Genomic DNA, 24,299 nt, shown 5'->3' on the forward strand with positions numbered 1-24,299 from the left:
GCAATGACGCACGTTTGTGATTTACCGCACGGCACTTCAGCGGGCCGGAGTCGTCGTGGGCAGCCCAGCGGACCTGGCTGGGACCAGCGGCTTGGCGCCATCGCCCAGAACGATAAAGGCGGCCCAGTAGAACGGGTGCGAGGTGTTGGGATCGTCCATCAGTTTTTGCTGGGCACCCGCGAGGGCATCGGACAGTTCCTGACCGGGCCGGGCATCGATCACGCCGCCGATCAGCCGCTTGGTCGCGTCGAAATCGTCAGGCACAGGCCAGTGGCTGGCGATGACCGAACGCGCGCCCGCGCCGACAAAGGCGCGCACGAGCCCGTCGAGCGCAAAGTTGCCGCCGGTCGTCACGCCCGCCTCGCGACTGGCCGATACGGTGGCCATGCCGGCCGTATCGCAGGCTGACAGGATCACGAGATCGGCATTGAGCCGCAGATCGAAAATCTCGCGGAAGCTGAGCAGCCCGTCCGATCCGCTGTCACCGAAGCTCGTCACAAGCGCGGGGCGGGCAGGACAATCGGCGCGGGGCGCGGTGACTAGACCGTGAGTGGCAAAGTGCAGGACGCGGTACTGGTCGAGGTCGGTCGCCGAAAGCAGCGCACTGTCGCTGAACGCAGCGTCGGTAAGGACCGTGCTGCCGCCCTGCCCCAGCTTCTTCTGCGCAAACAGCAGTTCATCGGCCGAGATCGGGTTTTGCCATGTCGCCAGCGGCCAGTCGCATTCGTCCGCGACCGCCGCGAGCGGGCGCGCGGCCGGCTTGGCATTGTGCCCGAGGCCGAGATAGGTCCGGGGCGCGGTCGAGCTGGCCAGCTTGCGGATATCGAGGAAGCCACGCGGACTGACCGCGATCGAGACCTCGCGCCCACGGCCGAGCCATTCGACGCCGGTGAAATCGAAGGCGTCGCCATCAGGCGATTCGACGCGCTTGTCATATTCGGCGATGCCCTTGTCAGCGGTTACGAGCACCGTGGGCGGAAGTTGTAGCATACCGCCATCGGGTTCGAACACGAGGTGCCGGACCTGCGACATCCGATCGTCGATCGGCGCGAACAGCTTGAGGTAGAGTGCGCGCGATTTGGCGAGATCGAACGGGTAGTTGACCTGCTTGCCGTTCTCGACCTTCACGATCGTGTCGCGGATATCCTGCACCGATTTCGACAAGCCATCGGGCGAAAGCCCCGTGTCGAAAATGCGCGCGTCGCCCGATGTGGCGAACATCGCGTAGACGTGATCGCCCACGATCATCAGCTTGTAATAGGCCTCGCCCGCCTTGAGCGCGCCCTGCAGTTCCGGGAGATCGACGCCCTTTGGCGCGAGCACATTGTAGCGGGGATAAGCGGCAAGCTTGCTGACAAGCGCGGTCTGGTCGCGCTGAAGCGACGCAAGATCGTCCTGAGCGCTCTTGAGCGCAGCTGCATCCTGTTCGGTCGGGGCGGCCGTTGCGCCGAGGACGGCAACACGCGATTCCAGGCGGGCGATCTCGCGGCTGCGGGTAACCGAAAGGCGGAACAGCGAGGAGGCCTCGTCGTTGCCTTCGGACAACTGGCGCGCGAGTACGGCCTGCGTCTGTGCGACGCCGGGGCGCTGGAGAACCTGCGAGGCGGTGAACAGGGCGCGCGAGGAATCCGCGTCGCCGCGCTTGGCCAGCAAGCCGAAATAAGGGCCGAGCAGTTCGCGCAAGGTTGCGCCGGAATCGGGCACCGAGAGACTGGCCTCCACGACCTGCGCGTAGAGCGCAAGCGCGCCGGCTTCATCGCCCGAGCGGCCCAGCCATGCGGCCTTGCGCGCCTGCGCCGAAAGCAGGGCCGGGGACTGCGGAAAATCATTGCCGATGATCCGGATCGCGCGGTCGAAGGAGGCGCCTGCATCTGCAGTCCGTCCCTGCGCTTCGGCAAGCAATGCCAGTTCGATCTGGATTTCCGAGCGCAGCCATCCAGCCGACGCGACGCGACCCCGGCGCACGGCATCGAGCCGACGGCTGGCACCCTCGAAGCCTGCAACCGCCTCGTCATAACGGTTCTGCAAGCGCGCGGCTGTGGCCTTCAGCGAGTCCGCCTGCGCGTCGAGAATCTCTTCACGCTCGGCATCGGAGAGGCCGGGGTCGGACGCACCAAGACGCTTGAGGGCGAGGCTTTCGCGGTTGATTTCTTCCGCCAGTGGCATGTCGATGACCCCGGTGGAGAGACTGGCCCGGTCAAAGGTTGCCGCGACCGGGGTGACGTTGGCGGCGAGTTCTCGCAATGCTGCGACCGGCCGGCGCTGGTTGAGGCGATTGATCGCGCGATAGTTGCGGATCAGCCGCTGGACAACGCCATCGCTCCGCGCTGAGGCAGCGCTGGCCTGGGCCAGCAGGCGGTCTGCGGCCGTGAAGTTCGCAAGATTGGACTGCTGCAGCCCCTGATTGGCCAAGGCCTCTGCAAGGCCCGGCGCGCGGGCGGAGCGATCGCGCAACGCGAGTGTTTCGAAGAATTCCGACGATTCCGCAAACCGCCCGCCATTGTTACGCAAATAGCCTTCGTCGCGTGCTCCGAGCCGATCGAGCTGTCCGGCCTGGACGCGGGCAAAGGCCGCCGGGTCGCTCACTTCGGTGGTTGCCACGCGGATTTCGCCGGGGACCGGCGCATCGCCCACGACACTGGCAAGCGCGATGCGCAGCGCGGGATCGTAGCCAGAGAGACCTTCGACGAGATAAGTCACCTTGCCTCGCTTCACGGCATAGCGTTTGTAATCCACTCCCGCCTTGTGATCGCTGCAGTTGACTGCATCGACACGGCCCAGCCCGGCAATCTCGACTGCGCCAAGCCCACCGCAAGCCAGCGCGACCCCGGCGATGCCCGCCGGTTCAGCGCCAGGATCGACTGCACGGCGCACGGCGATCAGTGTGCCGATCGCTCCGGAGGCGTCGCGACAGCTCAGGCGGTAGCCGCGATCGAACAGTCCGCCGAGACGTGCGTCGAGTGGCGCGTTCTGTGCAGTGCAGGTTACCCCGCTGGTGCCGACGCGGAACGAATTGCGCACCGATAGCGGTTGGTCGGTGGCGCCGACCGCCGCATTCGGCAAGGCGATGCCGACGAGCGCTGCGGCAAGAGCCACGCGCCCGACGAGCGAGGACCGGATCCGGTGATGGCGGGGAGCCATGATAGCGGTGCTCACTGCACTCCTCCCTCTGCACTGTCTTCGTTGACGACCGAGCCAATCAGCGACGGATTGCCGCTGCCCGCCACAGGCTGCTCGACAAGTGGTGACGTTTCAAGCGGCGTGCTGTCGATGACCGGCTGCGGGACAGCAATCGGACTGCTTCGATCGCGCGCGCGAATTGTCGACTTCTGCACGGCCGCCTCTTCTTCCTCGCTGTCCGGTTCGCCATCGGAGGCGGGGCCCGGATCGGTTTCATCGTCGATAAATTGCGGAGTATTGCCAAGCGGTTCGGCGCCGATGATCTCGAACTGCGCGGCAAGGGCCGGAACCGGATCGGCTTCGGCAACCGTCACGCAGGCGCTTGCATTGATTGCGCAGCCGTTGACCGAACTGTCGGGCGTGTAGAACGCCAGCGTGTCGGCATTGTTCACGACAAGATCGCGAGCCGCGACACCGCCGATAATGCCGTCTGGCGTCTGCCACTTGCCGTTGACGATCACCGAGATGCTTGCCGGTGCCGCATCGGCAGGTGGCGTCAGATCGGTAAACTCGAAGTCGGCGAAGAAGCCTGCGGGATCAAGCACTGTCCCGGTGTTCTGGATGTAGAGCGTGCCCGTCGGGTAAAGATCGAGGCCGAGAGCGCGGAGCACGCCTTCCGGCCTCTGCACCGCGGCAGGCGAATTGAGATCGAACACATGACCGGCGTAGAACGGGTCCGCCGCCAGCCTGTCGAGAATAGCGCCGCTTGCCACGTGGATGTTGTCGGCGTGAATCTCGACGATACCGCCCAGCGACGTGCCGCCCTGCGTCGTCGACCCTTGCGTCAGCGAGATCGAGCCGGTTTCGGCATCGAGTTCGAACCGGCCGGTATCGAATTCGACAATGTTGGTATCGGCAAAGCCGCTACCGGTCAGATTGCCGATCACGCGGATCGCGCCGCCCGGCGTCTGCGTTTCCCGGTTACCGGTGGCAAAGAGGACGAAGGCGGTCGAGTCCCCCAGTGTTGCGGAACCGATGGCGGTACCTGCGGAGAGCGTGACGTCTCCGATCAGCATGTCGATCGGGTTGCTGGAGACATCGACGGCGCCAATAGTCAATTGGTGACCGCTTATCAGGCCGATTTCGGCATTGCTGAGGGAATAGCCGGTGCCATCGAGGCCATCACCGATCAACGCCGGGCTGTCCGAGAGCGAGATCAAGGCGATCTCTCCCGTGGACGATGTCCGAAGACCCGACAGTATCTGCTGCCCTGTCGGCGAGGTGACGCTGCCGTTGTCCACGATGCGGATATCAGCAGAGGCGATCGTCAAAGAAGGCGAACCCCAGCGCTGACCGACAGTCACCAGACCGCCAGACTCAACCTCGATCGAGCCGAAGCCGGCTATGCCCGCTGCGGTCATGTCGCCCTGCGAATAGGAGACGAAGCGTCCGGCGATGATCTGGCCCAGGCTCGTGACCGACCCTCCAAGACGGACCGGAGCGGCGGCGAACAGCGCATTGAAATCGGTTGTGTCGGAAAGCAACGTCGAGCCGGAAAGCATCGAGGCATTGGCCAGTAGAACGCGGCCGGTTGCGTTTGTCACGCGCGGGCCGTTGGCGGTCTGGGTGAGAACCAGGCCGGCAAACAGCGGTGCAGTGGAGATGTTGTCGCCCGCCAGCAGGACGATGTCGCGCGCGTTAAGGTTCCCCCCGACGCCGACCGATTGCGCGCCGCTGATGAACACGTCTCCGGGCGTGTTGATACTGTCGGTCAGCACGTTGCCACCGGTCGATACGACCTTGACCCCGGTAAAGCCGGACGCGCGCAAGGAGCCCGTGGCGATGTTGCCGCCACTGCCGATCTTGACGCGGCCGCCCGCCTGGATGTTTCCGGCGGTGATCGAACCCTGGCCCGGAACGAAGCTGCCGTTGCCGTCGCTCGTGCCCGCTGCCAGCCGCACATCGAACAAGCTGCTGTTGACGTTGCCGACGGTGAGTGCATCGGCGGCAAAGACTCCGATGAAGCCGTTGGCGAAGATGTCGCCCGTGGTCGCGGAACTGCCGAAAATGAGGACGCGGGAGTTGCCGCTGATTGCCGCGCTGTTGAATGACCCGAGCGTCGAGGCCGTGAATTGGCCCGCCGAAGCGAGGCCTGCGATCGATATGTTTCCGGCCGTTGCCGTGGCAGGACTCGCGCCGAAGACGAGTTCCTTGTCGAAGCCGGTCGCGGTCACGCCGAGATCGCTCATCGAAACATCGGCTATCAGCACGCGATTGATCGCGTTGATGCCACCAATGCCGATGTCTCCGCCGCCAAGCAGCAGCATGTCATAGGCCGTGACGTCGCCCGTCGTTATCGATCCAAGCGCGCCGATGCCGAGATCGGACGCAGCGAAGACCGAGCCGGTCGAGACGTTGCCGCCGGAGCGGATACCAATCGAATAAAGGTCGCCGTTGGCGCCACTGGGCGTGCCCGAGCCTGCCACGAGATTTGCCGTGGAGACACTGCCCCCCGTCTCGACCGTGATCGAGGTGCCTGCAGTCATGTTGCCCGTGACCACAGCGCCCAGTGCCGAAAGGTCGATCGAATCCCCGGCGGTTACGTCATCGAGAGACAGCGTGCTGCCCGCAACGACGTCAACGAAGGTGCCGGCGCTCAAAGCGCCAAGATCGATCCGTCCCGTCGCAAAGAGTGACAGACTGCCCGCAGTCTGCAGGTTGGCATGGGCGACAAGGTCGGCGCCGGACCCAAGCACGAGCAGCGACGTGCCGACCAGCGTGCCGAGAGTTGCAGGGGCCGCTCCGTCGAACGCCCAGTTGCCGCCACTGATGAACGCATGATCGGCGGTAATCGTGGACTGGTCGAGCGTCAGCGAGACGGTCGATGGGGTCTCGAACGTGAGGCCGGTGGCGATCGTTGCCGTCGAATTGACGAAGTTGATGGCATCGGTTGGCGCGGTGGCGGTCTGTCCGTCCGCGACGGCGACAAACGCCAGGCTGTTGGCCGTGATCGTGCTGTTGATGGCGCGGAATTCCACAGCACCGCCTACGATCGTTCCGGTCCCGTTGACAGACCCGGTGCCGCCTGTGGCGCTGGCGCTGAAGCTGAGATCGGCCGCCGTCAACGAACCGCCCTGCGTGGGCTGGTTGAAACGATTGGTCACCAGCGCGTAGGAGCCTGCGACCTCGGTCGGGTTTGTGCTGCCCAGAAGCGCATTGCCGCCCAGTCCCGCAACCGACCCTGCGCCGCCGTTGCCTCCGTTCATGGTGGTCTGGAAGAAGGCCGTTCCGGTGATGGTGACCGGCGCGCCGCGCACCAGCAGGCTGGCGCCGCCACCCGCAACATTGCCGCCATTGCCGCCAGCGCCGAGCGGCGGACCGCCCGATGAATCGCCGCCATTGCCGCCGTTGACGAGCGTGGCCGCGCTGATCGTGCCGAACGTGGCAGAGCCTGCATTCAGGCTGCCGGTATCGATTCCGCTGGACAGGCCGACTTCGACCGCTCCGCCCGTGGCATCGCCGCCGTTGCCCCCCGCCGCACCGAGGCCGATACCACCGCCGCCGCCGGTAGCATTGGCGAATGCCGAGACCGCGACGACTTCAAGCGCGCCGTTGCCCGCGCCCCCGGTTATGCCAACGATGCCCCCTTCGGCCCGGCCACCGTTTCCGCCCACCGAGTTTGCAGAGAACGCGTCAGATCCGAAACCGCCGGATGCCGAAGCGTCTGCCGAGAGCTGGTCGACAAATATCGAGCTTGCCCCTTCGAGGGCATTGTCGGCCCGGACAAAGACAGCCCCGCCGGTGGCCGCGCCACCGGTTCCACCGGTAAGACCGAAACCACCGTTGGCAACGGATGAAGCGTTGAGCGTGTCGAGCGTGATATCGCCATAGCGGGCATATACGGACGATATGCCGCCTGTTGCGTTGCCCGCGAAATAGCCGTCACCCCCTTGGGCGTCCGCCGAAAGGAATGTCTGGCCCGCTACGGCAATAGAGCCAGCGTTGCCTGCCTGGGTTTCGCTGCCGACTGCAATCCGCGCCGTGCCACCGATGCCGTCGCCGCCCGAGCCGGACGCAAAGTCGCCGTTGCCGAGCCCGCCAAATCCGCTCGCGTTGACAATCGCATCCGAGGCGAAGGTGATATTGCCGCCCCCGCTGACGACCTGCGAAAGGCCGCCAGTGCCGTTTCCAGCCGCCGACAGCGCATCGCTGCCAATGCCACCGATGCCAACGCTCGAGAGAAACGCCGCTCCACCGACCACGATGTCACCGAAGGCTGCTGCGTTTATCGACGCGGTGCCGCCCTGCCCGTTTCCGGCATTACCACTGGAAGACTGCGCGCCGCCGTTCGCGTCCGCCAGGAGCGTGACGCTTCCCGTCAACTCGACCAGCGATGGTGCAGTCGGACTGCCGCTTGCGAAGATCTCGACGAAACCCGCGGTGCCATTGCCTGCGGTACTGCCTCCAGCGCCGCCTGTTGCATTGGCATTGGCGCTCAAATCAGCCAGCAAGGTCTGTCCGCCACTGATCGCAAAGACGCTGACGGTGCCGCCCGTCCCCGCTGCGCCACCACCGGTCAGCCCGCTGCCGCCCGCGCCATCGGCCGAAAGCGATGTGGACGCACCCACCTGGATCACCGAGTTCGCATTCGTGCGCACGGCGGCAAGGCCGCCTGTGCCAGCGCCACCTTCGATGGTGCAGGTTGCGCATCCGGTGCCGCTGCCGCCGAAGCCCGAAGCATTCGCCGCCAGTGCGCCTGCGATGGTCACTTGCGCTGCATTGGGCCCGGTCGACAGGACCCATGCCGTGCCCGCCTGAGCGCTGCCGCCGCCGGCACCACCGACTTGTGCCTGGCCGCCGAAAGCGTTCGCATCCAGCCTGGCATCGCCACCGATCGTGATCTGCCCGCCATCATTGGCCTGTATCTTGGCAAACGACGCCACGGCATTGCCGCCATAGGTGCCTGCCGAAAGGGTCTGCGCGCCAAAGGCGTTGGCGCTGATGTTGGCGTCGCCAGTCACGTCGATCGTTCCGCCTCCGCTCGCGTAAAGTTGCGATCGGAAAGCCGTGGCCGTCACCGAAGGATCGGTGCTGGTTGCGTCGGTACTTACGGTGACGTTCCCGCCGATGGTGACCGCGCCACCCGCATTTGCAAAGATGCCGGAATCCCCGCCGGTGCCGTGCAGGTTCACATCGGACGCGAAATCGAGCCCGCTTGCGGTGCTTGAGCCGAGGTTTACGCTGCCGGTAGCATCAGCATTGAACGACGAGGTCGCGTCGGCATCGCCGCCAGTGATCGAAACGAGGCCGGCGCCCCCGCCCGCGGAGGGGGCGACGTCGGCAACGCCGCCGGTCACGTCATGGCCGGCCGAAAGCACGATCGAGTTGCCGAAAACGTCGGCGGCGCCGGCAATGTCGAACCCAAGCGAACTGCCGCTGCCGATCGCCATCGTGATCGCGTCGTTCTTGGCGACGGCCACCATGTAGACGCGGTGAACGATCGCGGCAGAGGCCGAGGCCGCGCCGGTGATCGTGCCGTTGTTGGCGGCGACCGTACCGGTGGCGCTCGTTCCGGAATCGACCTGGATGTCGAACAGGCCGTTTGGCGAAAAGGTGACGGTTGCGGCATCGGCGGCTACGAGCGCGGCCGAGCCGTTTACGGTGATCGTGCCGCTGTTGACGACGCTCGGCGCGATCATCGCCACATATGACCCGTCGACCGGGGCGTTGATCTGCGCGCCCGCCAGGATCTGCACTTGTGCGCCCGGGACCGTCGCTGGCTGGAACTGGTATGCGCCGCCGGTGCTGAAATTGCCGCTCGTATCATAGGTGAGATCAGACGCAGTCAGCACCAGATTGCCGACGTCGAACACCGCGTTCGATCCGAGCAGGATACCGCCGGGGCTGTAGAAGAAGACGGTACCGCCAGGCGTCGGGCCGGCGGCGCCCTGCAGTTGTGAAACGACATTGCCGTTGAACTGGATCGGCCGCGTCGAGCCGACGGGCAGGATGCGGTTGAGCACGACGAAACCGCCCAGCCCGCCCGCCGATGGGCTGTTGGTAAATGTTGCCGTGGTTCCTGCAGGCTGGAAGTTGATTGGCCCGCCGGTGGCGGCCTGATCGGTTGGCGTCCAGTTGATCACCGCACTCGGGCTGAAGACGGTGATATCGGTGGTGTTGGCACCCGTGGTGATGTTGACGGACCCGGCGGTCGAGGCAACCGTGCCCTGGAACGACTGCGCCCGTGCGACGGGCGAGACCGCCAGCATGGCTGCGGCCAGTGCAAGGCCGGAGGCAGAAACCAGCGTGCGGGAATTGGGCCGGAACGCGCGCATCAGAAGGTCCTCCAAGGCAGGAGACGGGTCGTCAGGGTCACCAGGAATCGGGGATCGGAGCGGCGGGTCTGGAGCCCTGCCTTCTCGAGCGGGACGGCCAGCGTCGCCTCGAGCCGGAAGCGCGATCCGATTTCGCTGCGGAAGCCGCCGCCGACCGAAGTCAGTCGCTGCGAGCCCGTGGTATCCTTGTTCCAGACCCAAGCTGCGTCGAAATAGACGAAGGGCTGCACGCGGACTTCGCGGCTTTGCGCAAAAGGCAGACGCGGCCCGCGAAGCTCGACCGATGCGCCAATCGCATCGTCGCCCACAAGATCGCCGGGATCATAGCCCCGCCCGATCGTGTAATTTCCGGCAGAGAACTCCTCGAAGCTGAGCAGCGGCTTGAAGGCATACTGGCCGCGCGGCGCAAGCAGGAACGACACCTTTCCGAGCGAGCGCTCGTACTCTCCTTGATAGCGCACGAGCGTGGCCGTGGGCGAGCCGTCGAACCGGCTGGTCGAAACCGTGGCGCCGCAAGCCACGCCGATGCAGCCCCGCGTTGCATCCAGAACCGCAAGGCCCTGCCGCAGTTCGAACGACGAGGCGTAGCGCCAGGCCGGACGGGCGCGCGTGGTGTCGACGCCATCGAAATCGAGGCGCGTCCACAGGACGCGCAACTTGTCGCGCGTAAGCGGGCCGATGAGATCGACCTTCTGGTTGAGAAGGTCAAAACCGCTGGCCAGCCACACATTGCCCGCCTGCGAACGGCGCAGCGGATAACGCGCATAGAGCGTGGCCAAGAGCGTGCGTGCATCGATGCTGGTACCGGTCGGCAGTCCCGGCACGTCGGGTTTTGTCCAGGCGTACGTCAACTGACCGCCGACGATCAGGCCGTTGCGGCCGGGGCGGAACTCGTGCGAGCCCTGCAGGATATGCTGCTCGTTGAAATCGGACGTCGCGTAATAGGACAACGAGGTAACGTCGCCCATTCCGGTCAACCCGAAGGCCTGCGCGCGAATCTGTCCGCCGAAACGGCCGGTCGCTTCCGACGACAGGTTTTGCAGCGTAAGGTCGACCGCGTAGGGTTCGCGCAGCACGCTGACTTCCCCGACCAGATCGCCCGCGCCGGTACCGGCAGGGCGCAAAGTAAGCTGGACATTGTAACCGGGAAGATCGCGCGCCAGCAGGAGGTAGCGCTCGGCCCGATCAAGATTGAAGACCTCGCCCTCGGTCAGCGCGCCAAGATACTGTTCGAGCTTGCGTTCAGCCCCGCGTGTCTCGCCACGGGCGCGCACGGCGGTGATCCGGGCGTAGAGCACTTCCATGCGCACCTCGCCGTTGTCGATCTTCTGCGTGGGCACCTGGACGGCGGCAAGGTAGCCCTTGTTGCGCAGCGTCGTACCTGCGGCATCACGGATTTCGCACAGCACGGCGATCGGCTGATCTGCGCCGACATAGGGCTGCCAGGACGAGGCGAGGTCTGCCGGTGCAATTTCCTTCAGCCCGCCGAAGGTGACGTTGCGCAAGTTGACCTTGATGTCCGAATATTTGGGATCGGCAAGTGGACATGGCGAGCGTTCGACGCCGCCACTGACCGAGAGGCGACCCGCGCCCTCCTCAGCCCGTCCGGTAACGCCGCGAATATCGTCGCGAGTCGGGACCGAGCCATTGGCTTGCGGGAGGACCGCCTGTGCCAAGGCCGATTGCGGGATTGCTGCAATTGCTGCGCCTGCAAGCACTACCGCCTTGTTCAACAAGGCAGCTTTTCCCCAAACCCCAGAATTCATGTTGCCGTCCCCGCCCAAAGATATGCGACGCGGCCCGATTGGTTTCTTATTATGTCCTGAGCGTTAGACCGATTGATAGCCTGCTGCAAAGGTTCTCTTGCGCCGGTTTGCAAAAATCTCTTTTCCGCAAACTGTTAGGCTCCTTACAATGGTTAACGCGCCACTCGTTCACAACCGTCACCAGAAAGAGTTTTGTCGCATTATGCAATTATCATTTTGCAAAATGCGACAGCATGCTTTGCATTTTGCAATACGCCACTTGTCTTAAATTGGCCGAAAACACTGTTGCGGTCATGTTGCTGCGCGATATTCAAGTCTGGCACGGCAATTGCCTCAGGTTGACGTCATCTTTGAGAGGTCCGGCGATGAAGGGCGTAGTGCTGTCTGAACTGGTTCGCTTCGTCGAACTGGAGTTTTCACCGGAGGTCGCCGACGAAATGATCCGGCATTCGGCAGTGGCCAGTGACGGAGCCTATACCTCCGTCGGCAACTATCCCCATCAGGAAGCACTGGCCCTGATCGGAGCGCTGGCCGACATGACCGGAAGAGCCGTGCCGGTGCTCGCCGAGGCCTATGGCTATTGGCTCGCTGGCCGGTTCGTCGAACTCTACCCCGACATGTTCCAAGGCTATAGCGACGTCCGTTCCTTTCTGCATGATGTCGATTCCAAAATGCATCGCGAGGTCAAAAAGCTTTACGAGGATGCCCGCACTCCTTCGATCATCGCAGAGATTGATGGCGAAGAACTTGCGGTCGCCTACTCGTCACATCGCCCCTTCGCCGATGTCGCCTTTGGCCTGATCCGGGGCTACATTGCCTATTTCGGCGATGACATGATCGTGACGCGTGACGCAGGCGATCCGGGACCGCACACGGCCAGCTTCAAGGTCACCCGCGTCGTGCGCGAACAGGCAGGATGAAATCGGCGCAGTGACATCGCAGCTTTCCCTTGAAGATCAGATCGCGCTGCTGGAACGGCGCCTTGCGCGTTCGGAAAGAGCCCGGGCGGAGGCGGAATCCCTGCTCGAGCGCAAGAGCCGCATTCTTGCAATGGCCAATGAGGAACTGCGCGCGCGCAAGGCCGATCTGACGCAAAGCCTCGAGCGGCGCACGCGTCAGCTGATCGACGCGCAGCGCGTGGCGGGATTTGGCACGCTGATCTGGGACATCCGCGCCAAGCGCCTCGAGATTTCGGATCAGGTCAAGCTGCTGTTCGGGATCGATCCGGCGAGCTCGGTCGAAAGCCATCTTCCCCTGCTGCGACAGGTCCTCGCCGAGGATCGCGCATCGGCGGCGGCCTGGCTCTATCGCAATCTCCATGGCCGTGCAGTCCATGGTGCAATCGATCTGGCAGGCGACGACCGTATCTGCCTGTTCCGCACGGTCGACCGGTCAACCGGTGCGGTGCGGTGGCTGCTGGGAATGGCCGAGATACAACTCAACGAGATCGGGAGGCCGCAATGGATCTTCGGCACAGTTCAGGATGTAACCGTCCAGACACTCGCAGCAGCCGAAGCTGAGGAGCTGCGGACCCTGGAAAAACAGCGTCTGGCCGATCTGGTGCAGCTCAACGACGAGCTTCTGAAGGCACGCGAACAGGCCGAGCAGGCAAGCACTGCCAAGTCGCGCTTCCTTGCGATGATGAGCCATGACATCCGCACGCCGCTCAACGGCGTGATCGGCATGCTTGCGCTGCTCGAAGATGAATCGCTGTCCCGCAGCCAGCAGCAGACGCTGAACCTTGCGCGGGCAAGCGGCCAGCAATTGCGCGTGCTGCTCGACGATATCATCGATCTGGCACGCGCCGAGGCCGGCAAGCTCCAGCTCAACCCGATCAACATCGACCTCAAGAAGCTGCTCGGCGAAGGCGCCGCGTTCTGGCGCTACGTCGCCTCCGGCAAGATGCTGACTCTCGACACGCTGATGGATGGCGACCTGCCGCAGTGGGTATCGATCGACCCCGTTCGTCTGCGGCAGCTTATCGACAACATGCTCAGCAATGCGATCAAGTACACCGTCAAGGGCGGCGTCACCATTCGCGCTGAATACATTGAAGGGTCACGCCTCCGCGTCGAGGTCAGGGATACAGGGATTGGCGTGCCGGCCAACCGCCGCGCGGAATTGTTCCAGGACTTCGGCCAACTGCAGATGCTCGGCAGCGAACCCGGCGGCGCCGGACTTGGCCTCGCGATCTGTCGGCGCATCGTCGAAGTCATGAACGGGACCATCGGGGTCGAGAGCCTTGCGCCGGGCAGCTGCTTCTGGTTCGAAATCCCCTGCCCGCAAGTTGGCGCTCCGCCTGCGGTGAACGCTTCGGTCATTCAGCCGCTCGTCCGCGGAGACGGAAGTCCCGTCCGCGTTCTCGTGGCCGAGGACATCGAGACAAACCGGATCGTCGTCGAAGGCCATGTGCGCAAGATGTCGTGCGAGGTAACTCTGGTCGAAAACGGTCTCGAGGCGGTCGAAGCCGTCAAGGGCAATGAATTTGATCTTATCCTGCTGGATATGGCCATGCCGGTAATGGACGGCGCGCATGCCACGCGGTTGATCCGTGAGATGCCTGCACCAAAAGGCACGACGCCGATCATCGCGCTTACAGCCTATGCGCGGCCCGAGGAACTTGCGCCGATTTTGGAAGCAGGAGCAAACGCAAGTGCCAGCAAGCCCATAGTCGGTGAGGACCTCTATCGGGTCATACGCATCACGCTCGACGAGCACTCGCGCAAAGACTGACTTTTGCCGCCGCCATTCTCGAACACCATTTCCCGGATCCAGCTTCCATGCTTTCAATGATCGATGTTCCGTCAACGCGTGCACAGTTTGCCGCGTTTCCCGAGGAAATCGCGCTGCGCCTGCTGACGGCGACCGAAGCCGACATTCTTGAGTGGACCAACCGCCTGCTCGAGGCATGGAAGAGCGGCAGCGAAGAGGACATTCGTCGCGCGCGCCATTCGCTCAAAGGGCTCTGCGGCAACTTCGGCGCGACCAAGCTGACCGCGATGAGCGAGGGCGCGCTGGATACGCCCGAAGCGCAGGAAGCCTTCGTCGAAATGCGACGTCGCACGCTTTACGCGATCCGGGTGGTGGCATTGGGGGCTCCGGACCATTCCGCCAGCCCCCTGCCCTGACGATCAATAGGCCCCCCGCGCCGCCAGCACCGCCGGAACCGTGCGTGCGACCAGGGCGAGATCGCGCAGCAACGACCGGTTCTCGAGATAGTCGACATCAAGCCGGACCTGCTGTTCGAACGGTATGTCGGCGCGGCCGCTGACCTGCCAGGTGCAGGTCAGCCCCGGTGCGCCGTTGAGGCGGGCACGTTCGGTGCGGCCATATTCGAGCACTTCGCGCGGCAGGGCTGGCCTTGGACCGACTACCGACATCGTGCCTTCGACGATGTTGAATAGTTGCGGCAATTCATCGAGCGACAGCCGGCGCAGCCATTGACCGACCCGCGTCACGCGGGGATCGCGCTTCATCTTGAAGCAGGTGGCATCACGATCAGACTGTGCGCGGACGGCAGCAAGGCGCGCTTCGGCATCGATCACCATCGAGCGAAATTTCCACATCCGGAAAGGAGCGCCGCGTAGCCCGATCCGGGTCTGGCGGAAGAACACCGGGCCGCCGTCCTCCAGTTTGATCAGCAGTACTATCAGTGCAAACAGAGGCACAAGCGCCACAACGGCCAGAACCGCCGAGGAAAGGTCGAAGGCGCGCTTGATCCTGGTCGAGAGTGCGGCATCGTATCCGCGCACGCGCCAGGCATGAAGTGCGGCCGAGGCAAGGAAGCGGGCGTTTCCGGCGATATAGCGGCTGGCGAGACGGCGGGGCTCCTGCATCAGCCGCCAGACCCATTCGCATCCCGCTGCCCGCATGGCTGAAGGCGCGCGCGGAATGGCGCCCGAGTAGTAGTCGAACAGCCCGCCCACGCCAAGCACGACTTTGGCCCCCAGACGATCGCGCAGCCGCGCTATCCACTTCTCCTGAATCGGCACGCCCATCCCGACAAGCAGGATGTCAGCCCCCGAGGCGTTGACCATAGCGACGATCTCGTCCTCCTGCGACGCGGGCCAATAGCCATTGTGCGTGCCAACGATGCGCAGTCCGGCAAAGCGCTCGCGCATGGCGCGTCCCGCTCCCGCCGCGATGCCCGGCTTGCCGCCGAGCAGGAAGATCGATTGGCCAGCGCGGGTCGCCTCGCGGCAGATTTCGGGGAAGAGATCGGTGCCGTTGAGGTTCTCGCCCATTTCCACCCCTGCCATGCGCGACGCAAGCGAAAGGCCGCTGCCGTCGGGCAGGAGATAGTCTGCCTGCCCCAGCGCGGCGCAATATTCGCGATCGGCGAGCGCGACATTGATGCAGTGCGCGTTGAGGAACTGGATCGTGACCCGGCGCCCCGCTGCAGCATAAGCGACAATGTCGCGAGCCACGGTGCTGCGGGTGGAGTCGATCATATCGAAGCCGAACAGGCTGAACCGGGGTGCAACCATCAGCGGTGCGCCCTCGCGCTGACGACGCGCTGTGGCGACAGGTTGCCCAGACTGGCTGTCGGCGGGATCGAAGGAATTGAACATGGCGAAACTCTCCTGAATGCTGCCGGGAGCTCAGCAGGAGGCGTGCCAGACGCAGGAAACCGCGCAATTCCGGCAGGTTGGCAGCTCTAGCCAGGTCAGGCAGCGCCGAATGCATTTCATATTGCAAGATGCCGCAGCCGATCGTCGCATTTTGCATCGCAAAACGGGAACGGGATGCAGGGCGTGGCGTGTCTGCGCACTGAAAACCCGGGATTTCAGGGTTTGGCACGATCCTTGAGACAGCAGCCTGACAACTTCGATCAGGACGATAATCGGTGCGAAACGCCATCAGAAAATCACGTGCGATGCTGCAGCAGGATGCGGTGCGCCGCCTGCTGGGCGGCCTTGGTGCCTATGGCGGGGCAGAGCTTGCGACGCGGATCGTGCGACTGGGCGCGACCATTGTCATCGCCCGCCAGCTCGAGCCGGACATCGTCGGACAGGCGGCGCTGGCGCTGACGCTGTTCGAGATCGTGCGCGTCCTTGCCCGCACGGGCGTCGGCCAGCGTATCATTGCCTGCAACCCGGCCGAACTTGCCGCAACCTGCAACACCGCGCACGTACTGTTCTGGGCGTGGTCGCTCGCCCTGGTCGTGGTGCAAACGGGTGCCGCCGCGATCCTCTGGCTCGGGTTCGGCCAGACTGCGGCCGGCGCGATGCTGGCGGTCCTGTCGTTCGTCTATCTGTGGATGCCCGGTGGTCTGGTCCAGTGTCACCTCGCCATGCGCGAGGGCCTCAACGGCGCGATGGCGCGCACATCGGCGGCACAGGCAATTGTCGACCATGTCCTGACTGCTGCGCTGCTCGTTGTCTGGCCAAGCCCATGGTCGGTGGTTCTGCCAAAGCTTCTGACCGCACCAATCTGGCTGGTCATGACCCGGCGCAATCGCCCGTGGTCGCCCGATCCCCTGGCAGGACGTATTCCATTTCGCAGCATTGCCGGGTTCTCAGGCGCGGTCCTTCTTGCCGAGACGCTGATGGCCGTTCGCAGCCAGTGCGACAATCTCATCGTTGCCGCGATGATGGGCACCAATGCACTTGGCACCTACTACTTCGCCTATAACGCAGGCATCGGGATCGTTTCCTCGCTCGTCAGCGCCTTTGCCACCGTGGCATTTCCGGTGTTGTGCGCCGCGCCGGAAGGCAGCGCCCGCAAGAGCGCAATGCTGAGGATCGTCGCCATGGGCTGCACGGTGTTCGTGCCGCTCGCGCTTACCCAGGCCGTGGCCGCACCGTTCTACGTCCCCGTGCTGTTCGGAGCGCACTGGACGCCGGCAGCACCGCTTGTGGCGTTGCTGTGCCTGACCGGCCTGCCGCTTCTCGCCACCACGTTCACGACACTGTGGAAACGCGCGCAGGGCGAGGCCGGCACCGATGTCGTCAACCAGACGGTGATGTGCGCTGCCGCCCTCGGCGGTCTGGCACTGGGCGCGCGCGCGCATTCGCTCGAGGCGGCAGTGACTGGTCTCCTGCTCGGCCAGATCGCCGCCGCCACCCTTATCATGCTGCGTAGCGCGGCTCCTATGCTGCGCAGCAATCCATTTAACAGAGAGACTTTCGCATGATCCCGCAGCAAGCCGCTTCCGTGGCCCCAACGCCCCGCGTCAGCGTGGTGATGCCGCTCTACAACGCAGCCTCGACGCTTGAAGCCACCATCGCTTCGGTGCTGGCCCAGAGCTTCGAGTGGTTCGAACTGATCATTGTCGATGACGGTTCGAGCGATGACAGCCTGAAGCGTGCACGCGCTCTGGCTGCGACCGACCAGCGCCTGCGCGTGGTATCGCGCAGCAACGGCGGCGTGTCCTCGGCCCGCAACCTTGGCGCAAGCCTGGGCACGGCGCCGCTCATCGCCTTCATCGACGCTGACGACCTGTGGCACCGGGACAAGCTTTCGCATCACGTGGCGATGCATCGAGGGATGCCGACCTGTGCGGCAAGCTACGCCCGGATTGCTTTCATCGACGAGGATGCTGCGGCACTCGACGGCGCGAAGACTCATTCATCGCTGTGTCCCCGCAAGCCGCAATTGCATGACGTGCTTGGCGAGAACCCGGTCTGTACCGCGTCGAACTTCGTGGTGCGGCGAGACTGGTTCGAAGCGGCCGGAGGCTTCAACGAGACACTGTCATTTGCCGAAGATCAGGACCTGGTCGCGCGGATTGTCTGCGTCGGCGGTGAGGTCGCGGGGATCGACGCCGTGCTGGTAGGCTACCGCTTCAGTCCGCAGGGTCTGTCGATGGATCTCGACCGGATGCACGAGGGCTGGCGTCGCGTTGCGATCCAGTTCCTCGATCCCGCAGCGCTTGCCGCGCTCGATGCCCTTTATTGCCGCTATCTTGCCCGCCGCGTGCTGCGCGCTGGTGGGCGGCCCGCACTCGCGCTGCGCTACGCCGTGTCGGGCTTGCGGCTCGATGCCGCCGCGTTTCTGCGCGACCGCAGGCGCGGCTTTGCCACGCTGCTCGGCGCGGTTGCAGCTCCACTTATGCCATCGGCGTGGCGCCTCCGCCTGTTCGCCTGATCTGTCACCTCCTCGTCTCACTGAAAGATTTTTGCCATGATACCAACTGTTTCCATCGTCATGCCGGTGTACAATGTCCGCGACTATGTGGCAGAGGCCATGCAGTCGGTGCTTGCCCAGACGTTTGCCGATTTCGAACTGATCGTGGTTGACGACGGCAGCACCGACGGCAGCGAACTGATCTGCAAGAGCTTCACCGATGCTCGTATCCGCATCGTGCAGCAGCGCAACCGCGGCCTTGCAGGCGCCCGCAATACCGGCATTGCCGAGGCGCGCGGACGCTACGTTGCGTTTCTCGATTCCGACGATCGCTGGACCACCGAAAAACTGGCGCTTCACGTGATCCACCTCGACAACAACTCTGCAATCGGCGTCAGCTATTGCCCGTCACGGCTGATCGACGAGGCCGGCGCGCCGATGCGCCTCAAGCAGACGCCACGCCTGACCGGCATCACGTCCGAAACGATCTTCTGCCGCAATCCGGTGGGCAATGGCTCTGCACCGGTCATTCGCCGATCGGCGCTCGATACCGTCTCGTTTGCACACCCGGGTGAGCCGGACCGGACCTGCTGGTTCGATGAAACCCTGCGCCAGTCCGAGGATATCGAGATGTGGCTGCGGCTTTCGATCGTGGGCGGTGTGCGGTTCGAAGGCATCGCGCCCGCGCTGACCGAATATCGCGTAGTTGCAGGCGGTCTTTCGGCCCAGGTCCTGCGCCAGTACCAGTCCTGGCTTGACGTAATCGAAAAGCTGCGGAGCTATGCGCCGGATTTCGTGGCGCAGCACTTGCCGCGTGCGCGCGCGTACCAGTTGCGCTATCTCGCGCGGCGTTCGGTGCAGATGGGCGATGCCACCATGGCCGAGACGCTGTTGCGCGAGGCTGCGGCAAGCAGCATGCGCCCTCTGATCGAGGAACCGGTAAAGACACTGGTGACCGTTGCCGCAGTCGTGGCGGGCCGCGCGCTCAAGCCCGAGCGCTTCGCGCGGCTTGCCGGTTCACTTTCGGGCGGGAAGCTGGTGGCATGAGCCGGCCCCGTCTCGTCAACCTGCTCGACGACTTTGCACTTGGCGGCGTGTCGCGCGGGCTCGGCATCTTCGATTCCGCGCCGGTGCGCGCGGTGGTCGATCCCTCGGTCCTCGCGATCGATCCGTCGGCAATCCTCGCGCCCAAGGTGGATGCAGAGATCATCGTGCTGCACTTCCCGCCCAACTGGCGACGCATCGCATTTCTGCTGAGCCTGCGTGCGCGCAATCCACACGCGACGATCATCCATGTCGAGCACAGCTACACCCGTGCCTGGGAAGCTGTGAAAGTTCCCAATCGCGGACGCTTTCATGCGATGCTCGGGATCGCCAACCGCCTTGTCGATACGATCGTCTGCGTTTCGCACGGTCAGGCCCGGTGGCTGTCCGAAGCCTCGCGCATCGATCCGGCGCGCATTGAGGTGATCTACCCCTATTCGCAGAATCCCGGTCTCAGTCAGGTCGCCCTGCCCGAGTTCCGCAAGCGCGCGCCCCTCAGGATCGGTGCTTACGGACGCTTCCACGAAGCCAAGGGCTTTGACCGCCTGATCGAAGCCTGGAAGCGCGGGTTGATGCCCGGAACGGAACTGGTGATCGGCGGGTTCGGGGCAGAGGAAGAGCGGCTCAAGACCTTGGCCGATGGCTGCACCGGGATAACCTTTGCCGGCAAGATCGCGGATGTCGCCGGCTTTCTTGGCCAGTGCGACGTCGTCGCCATCCCTTCGCGCTGGGAAGCGTTCGGCCAGGTTGCGACCGAGGCGCGCGAGGCAGGACGCCCGATCATCGTTTCGCCGGTGGACGGACTTCCCGAGCAAGTTGGCACCGCCGGCCTCGTGATCGACTTCACGAGCGACGACGCGATTGCATCGGCTTTTGCCACGCTGACGCCCGCCCGCCTCGAGGCTATGGCGCTCTCGGCACGCGCCGCGACGGCGAGCGAAGGACAGGTCCGCGAACAGGGTTGGGGCCAACTACTTGCGCGGCTCGTGTCGAGCAGGAGCGGGGCGGTAGCCGGTGGATTGTCCCCGGTCGGGGCTGCTGCCTAAGCCTGCGCGCCCTCGCCATCGGCTTGCCGCAGGGCAATGCCGATGGCGAGCAGAGCGGGCCAGCCGATATAGGTCAGGACCTCGAGGTTCTCGCCAAAGCTGTAGAGCCAATAGACGAGGATCATCGCCAGTGCGAGCCGGCCTTCGCGCCCTCGCATTGCCGCGCGCAGGCTGACCGCCAGCGTTGCCAGCATCGGGATCGCCAGAGCGATGGCTCCGGCCAGTCCCTTCACGTAGAGCAAACCATACCAGCTGTGATGGCTGCCGATCGGCATGTATTCGACCATGTGGGGGCCACGCTCGACGATGCCATGGCCGAACCAGTAGGCCTCATCCTTCCAGCGCTGCACCGCGATCCGCCCGAGCGCGGCGCGCACGCGCGAGGAATCGGCGCGCGCGCCGGCGAAGTCGCTGACGGCCTTGTCGATGATCAACCGGATCTGCGGAGCGAGCCAGCTTGCCACCATGACCAGCGGAGCGGCTGCGAACCAGCTCGACGCGCGATTGGCGCGGCCGACAAGATGCGTCACCGGGATGATCACCGCCAGCGCGACGAGTGCGAGGCGCGACTGCGACAGCAGCGCAACGAGGATGGATGCGGCCATCCCGGTCCAGCGCCATGCCTTATCCTTTTCCTCACGGGCCAGCAGGAAGTGCACCACCGCCACCATGCCCGCGGCGGGCGACCACGGCGCGAAAAACTGCCAGCGCGCCGTACCGACGCCCGGCTCGATCGTGTAAAGCACGGCTGCGAAATATTCGTCGCCCGATCCGCCGAGCACCTTGAGCGGTGACACCCAGAGCGTTTCGGGCAAATGCAGCAGGGGAGCGAGCAGGAACAGCGGCAGGAGAAAAAGGGTCTGGCGGCCAAGGCGGCAGATCGCCCGCACGACCACTTCGAGCCTGATTGGCAGCACCGCGCCGGCGAGCGGAAACAGGGCGAGCAGGGCCCAGCCCTTGGCCCAGCCGATTGCCGATTTCACCGTCTGGCCCGTGCCGAGGTGGAAGTTTGCATGGCCGGCAAACAGGATCAGCAGCATGGCCGACATGCCGGCCAGCCATATCCACATCACCCCCGGCACGGGACGCGCGGCACGGTCAGGCCCGAGCGAGGGCCCAAGATACCAAGCCCGGAATGCGAGGAACGCGAGACTCCACCCAAGGAACGGGCCTGCGATGTAGAGCCCGCCGACCAACCAGAGCCACCAGGTGGCTCCGATGGTCCCGGCGATCAACCTTTCCGCAGGATCCGGTCGAGCAGCGGTTGTCGCAGCCAAGCCATCAGACATGCGACCAGCACCAGCAGGCTGGTTGCGAGGGCTCCGGCAAGCGCGATGACCAGCGAGGGACTGCTGGGATCGCGCGGCAGGGACGGGGGTGCGAGAGTCTGGACAAGCGGGTACGAGGCATAGGGGTCAAGCTTGTTGGTATCAAGGCGGGCAAGCGCCGAGGAAAAAACGGCCTCGGCCACGCGGTGATCGCGCTGAAGGTCGGCGAGTTCGGAGGCCTGGGTGATAAGGCTGGGGGAGAGCGAGCGTTCGCGCGCAAGGTCGCCGCGAATCTCCGCCAAGGCCGCGCGCGTGCCCGCCGCCTGTGCATCGCCGACAACGAGCGCCTGCATCAGGTTCGATCGGCCATCGGCCACCTGATGATCGACCGCATCGAACAGAACCTGTTCGGGCAGGCCGGTCAATTCACGCCCGCGACGGACCAGCGCCATGCGCAGTTCGTCACGCTCGCTGCTGGCCTGGGCCATCGCGGCATGGCGGGGGCCGAGCGTTCCGGCTTTCTGTTCGGCATCGGCGCTGGCAGCGGCAAAACGCTGGGCGAGTTCCTGAAACAGGGGATCACCGCGCAGCCGCATGGCAGTGTTGGCGCCGGTTGTCGATGTCCGCAGGCTTCCGCCGATCCTGCCCGCGGTGCCGTCCTGCTGGCGCAGCGTCGTGCGCAGTTCGCGCTCCTTGTCGCGCAGGGTATCGACTGCGGAGATGCGCGAATTGAACTGGTCGAGCGTGGCAAGACCGTGGCTTGCCTGGAAGGCGATCAGCTTGCGCTGTGCCAGCTTCACCTTGTCGGCCAGTTCGCCAAGGTGGCGACGGTCGGACACTTCGCGCTTGTCGGCCTCGTCGGTGCGCAATTCGTCCAGCTGCTGGAGGAAGGCGGCGCGCAAGGCCTCGGCACGGCGATGCGCCGCCTCGGGCGTTGGCCCCGTCACATCGACGCTGATGAGGTTTGTCTGGTCGATCAGCTTGATGCGCGGTTCGGGAAAGGCGCCGCCGTCTTCCCCGACGATATCAGCCGCCTTGCGCAACGTGACATCGGCGGTGAGGAGCTGCTTGTAGTTCTCGGTCGGGCTGAGCGTCGAGCTGGAAAACGCCGAGTTTGCCGACGATTGCGCCTGACCGATCGATTCAACGTTGAGCGAACTGCCCATGCCCGATCCTGGCAGGATCAGGGTGAAGGTGCTCGAATAGCTGGGAGGCATGAGCATGAGGTAGGCGGCGGTCAGGCCCCAGATCAGCGCAAAGGCCGGGACGATGACAGCGACGTATCGCCGGTAACGCCCGGCGCTTGGCAGGCCCTGCCGCACGAGATGCCAGAAGCGGACCAGACGCCGTTCAGGCGCCAGAGTTGCGGAGATGGTCAATTGCCCAACCCCTTCACGATCGCAACCGGGCCGAGAAGGTTGCCCATGAGGCCAATGACGTCGACCACCGACATGGCCGTGCTATCATAACAGGCGATGGCGTCGTTGGGCATGAGGTAGGGATTGGCGTCGTCGCGATCGGCATTGCGGACGAGTGACTCGACCGAGCGCTCGATCGCGATCGATTTGCCGTTGATCGGATTGCGCGAGATGAGGACGGCGCGACGTCCGGCGTTAAGCGCGGAACCGCCCACGCAGTTGGCCGAAACCAGTCCCTGCAGCAGTCGCGTGCCATAGGGCAGGCTGGTCGATTCCTTTCCGATGGCCGACGACGCATTGCTGGCGGCCGGACGCGAAAGGTTTGACATGTAGACGCGGATGCCGGGGGCCGTGACGCTGCTCGGGCGGGCAAGCTCGGGCTGGAAGCATCCGGCCGAAGGAACGACGATGCGATCGCCGGCTGCCAGCTGCGGATCGACCGCGCCGCTGCCGCCGAACGCGGGCCAGACGTCGATCACGGCATAGCGATCGCCGCGGATCAGATAGACCGACCCGGCCGCAGCATCGGGCCGCAACCCGCCGGCCGCGCGCAGGGCAGTCGATAACGAGCGTCCGGCGTTGAAGTCTCCACCGGCGGCGTTGCTCAGTGCGGAGGCCTTGTCATCGGGGCCGCGCTCGCCCGCGCGGACATTGCCGGGCTCGAACACTGCGCCTTCGACCGAGACCGGGACGGCACCCGCTACTTCGAGCTGCAGGCGGACGTTGTTGCTGATGTTGCGCACCAGCCCTTGCGCCAGAAGGCGTCCACGAAGGGCTATTTCGACCGCTTGGCGCACTTGGCCCGACGCGGGAAGATCAGCGACGTCGGTGACGACGAGGCGACCGTTCGCGCCCACGACATAGCTGCCCGTCAGCACGTCCTTGTCGCCGCTTACGACAAGGCGGAGGCGATCGCCCGGCGCCAGAACATCCGGCATGGCTGTGAAGGCTGCGACATCAACCTTGCGAAATGAGTCGAGGCCAAAAGGCGCAGAGGCTGGCAGGCAGACGGGTTGCGACACGGTGCCAGCAAGACGCTGCTCGCGCTGGTACTGTGCGCCGGGTCGATTGGCTGGAACGGGCATGGTCGAGCAGCCCGCGACGGCGAGGCAGGCAGCTAGAGCGAAAAAGGAACGTTGCATGGACATGGTCAACTCCGGTTTGCCCGGTGTTGAGCAATGCGCGTGCCAATCGGCCCCAGCGCACGGGATCGTGGCAGAATGCATCGCTGGCC

Annotated in this window: 14 protein-coding genes; 7 read left to right on the top strand and 7 right to left on the bottom strand. The window is 64.7% G+C overall.

All coding sequences use genetic code 11. The features are described 5' to 3' along the window. Positions 1-36: 36 nt before the first annotated feature. From AC2A04_RS14795 to AC2A04_RS14805, 3 genes are read right to left on the bottom strand one after another with little or no spacing between them, the layout of a single operon-like run. The gene (locus AC2A04_RS14795; protein ID WP_484213129.1) at positions 37-3,156 is read right to left on the bottom strand and encodes a CHAT domain-containing protein; all 3,120 of its coding nucleotides are present in this window, start codon (positions 3,154-3,156) and stop codon (positions 37-39) included. Next, positions 3,153-9,455 carry a beta strand repeat-containing protein gene (locus tag AC2A04_RS14800; RefSeq protein WP_484213130.1) on the bottom strand — a complete coding sequence of 2,101 codons (6,303 nt, stop codon included), beginning with the start codon at positions 9,453-9,455 and terminating at the stop codon, positions 3,153-3,155. Before AC2A04_RS14800 ends, AC2A04_RS14795 begins: the two co-directional genes overlap by 4 nt. Next, the gene (locus AC2A04_RS14805; RefSeq protein WP_484213131.1) at positions 9,455-11,188 is read right to left on the bottom strand and encodes a ShlB/FhaC/HecB family hemolysin secretion/activation protein; all 1,734 of its coding nucleotides are present in this window, start codon (positions 11,186-11,188) and stop codon (positions 9,455-9,457) included. The genes AC2A04_RS14800 and AC2A04_RS14805 overlap by 1 nt, the downstream gene beginning before the upstream one ends. A 71-nt stretch (positions 11,189-11,259) precedes the next feature. Here AC2A04_RS14805 and AC2A04_RS14810 point away from each other — a divergent pair, with 71 nt between their 5' ends. Genes AC2A04_RS14810 through AC2A04_RS14820 form a run of 3 tightly spaced genes read left to right on the top strand, consistent with a single transcriptional unit; the run spans position 11,260 to position 14,349 of the window. After that, positions 11,260-12,141 (top strand): heme NO-binding domain-containing protein, encoded by an 882-nt coding sequence (locus AC2A04_RS14810; protein ID WP_484213132.1) that lies wholly within the window; start codon positions 11,260-11,262, stop codon positions 12,139-12,141. A gap of 10 nt (positions 12,142-12,151) precedes the next feature. Further along, on the top strand, positions 12,152-13,954 hold the full coding sequence (locus AC2A04_RS14815; RefSeq protein WP_484213133.1) for an ATP-binding protein: 1,803 nt from the start codon (positions 12,152-12,154) through the stop codon (positions 13,952-13,954). A gap of 47 nt (positions 13,955-14,001) precedes the next feature. Beyond that, positions 14,002-14,349 carry a hypothetical protein gene (locus tag AC2A04_RS14820; protein WP_484213134.1) on the top strand — a complete coding sequence of 116 codons (348 nt, stop codon included), beginning with the start codon at positions 14,002-14,004 and terminating at the stop codon, positions 14,347-14,349. A gap of 3 nt (positions 14,350-14,352) precedes the next feature. On the opposite strand, the gene AC2A04_RS14825 is transcribed toward AC2A04_RS14820, so the two are convergent. Then, complete coding sequence (locus AC2A04_RS14825) at positions 14,353-15,792, bottom strand: WecB/TagA/CpsF family glycosyltransferase (protein ID WP_484213135.1); 1,440 nt, start codon at positions 15,790-15,792, stop codon at positions 14,353-14,355. Positions 15,793-16,067: 275 nt separating this feature from the next. Between AC2A04_RS14825 and AC2A04_RS14830 the strand changes: the two genes are divergently transcribed. The 4 genes from AC2A04_RS14830 to AC2A04_RS14845 are packed head-to-tail and all read left to right on the top strand — an operon-like array spanning position 16,068 to position 20,379. Continuing rightward, positions 16,068-17,357: an oligosaccharide flippase family protein gene (locus AC2A04_RS14830; RefSeq protein ID WP_484213136.1), complete on the top strand. Its 1,290-nt coding sequence runs from the start codon at positions 16,068-16,070 to the stop codon at positions 17,355-17,357. Then, complete coding sequence (locus tag AC2A04_RS14835; RefSeq protein WP_484213137.1) at positions 17,354-18,310, top strand: glycosyltransferase family 2 protein; 957 nt, start codon at positions 17,354-17,356, stop codon at positions 18,308-18,310. The genes AC2A04_RS14830 and AC2A04_RS14835 overlap by 4 nt, the downstream gene beginning before the upstream one ends. 36 nt (positions 18,311-18,346) lie before the next feature. Further along, complete coding sequence (locus AC2A04_RS14840; RefSeq protein WP_484213138.1) at positions 18,347-19,336, top strand: glycosyltransferase family 2 protein; 990 nt, start codon at positions 18,347-18,349, stop codon at positions 19,334-19,336. Next, entirely contained in the window at positions 19,333-20,379 is a 1,047-nt protein-coding gene (locus AC2A04_RS14845; protein ID WP_484213139.1) for a glycosyltransferase family 4 protein, read from the top strand. The genes AC2A04_RS14840 and AC2A04_RS14845 overlap by 4 nt, the downstream gene beginning before the upstream one ends. Here AC2A04_RS14845 and AC2A04_RS14850 read toward each other — a convergent pair. From AC2A04_RS14850 to AC2A04_RS14860, 3 genes are read right to left on the bottom strand one after another with little or no spacing between them, the layout of a single operon-like run. Beyond that, positions 20,376-21,668 (bottom strand): O-antigen ligase domain-containing protein, encoded by a 1,293-nt coding sequence (locus AC2A04_RS14850; protein ID WP_484213140.1) that lies wholly within the window; start codon positions 21,666-21,668, stop codon positions 20,376-20,378. The two genes, AC2A04_RS14845 and AC2A04_RS14850, sit on opposite strands and share 4 nt — an antisense overlap. Beyond that, complete coding sequence (locus tag AC2A04_RS14855; RefSeq protein ID WP_484213141.1) at positions 21,611-23,026, bottom strand: GumC family protein; 1,416 nt, start codon at positions 23,024-23,026, stop codon at positions 21,611-21,613. Before AC2A04_RS14855 ends, AC2A04_RS14850 begins: the two co-directional genes overlap by 58 nt. After that, positions 23,023-24,207, bottom strand: coding sequence for a polysaccharide biosynthesis/export family protein (locus tag AC2A04_RS14860; RefSeq protein ID WP_484213142.1), 1,185 nt, complete (start codon positions 24,205-24,207; stop codon positions 23,023-23,025). The genes AC2A04_RS14855 and AC2A04_RS14860 overlap by 4 nt, the downstream gene beginning before the upstream one ends. Positions 24,208-24,299: the final 92 nt, after the last annotated feature.

This window comes from Novosphingobium sp. HNCC26DJ243 (assembly GCF_057180545.1).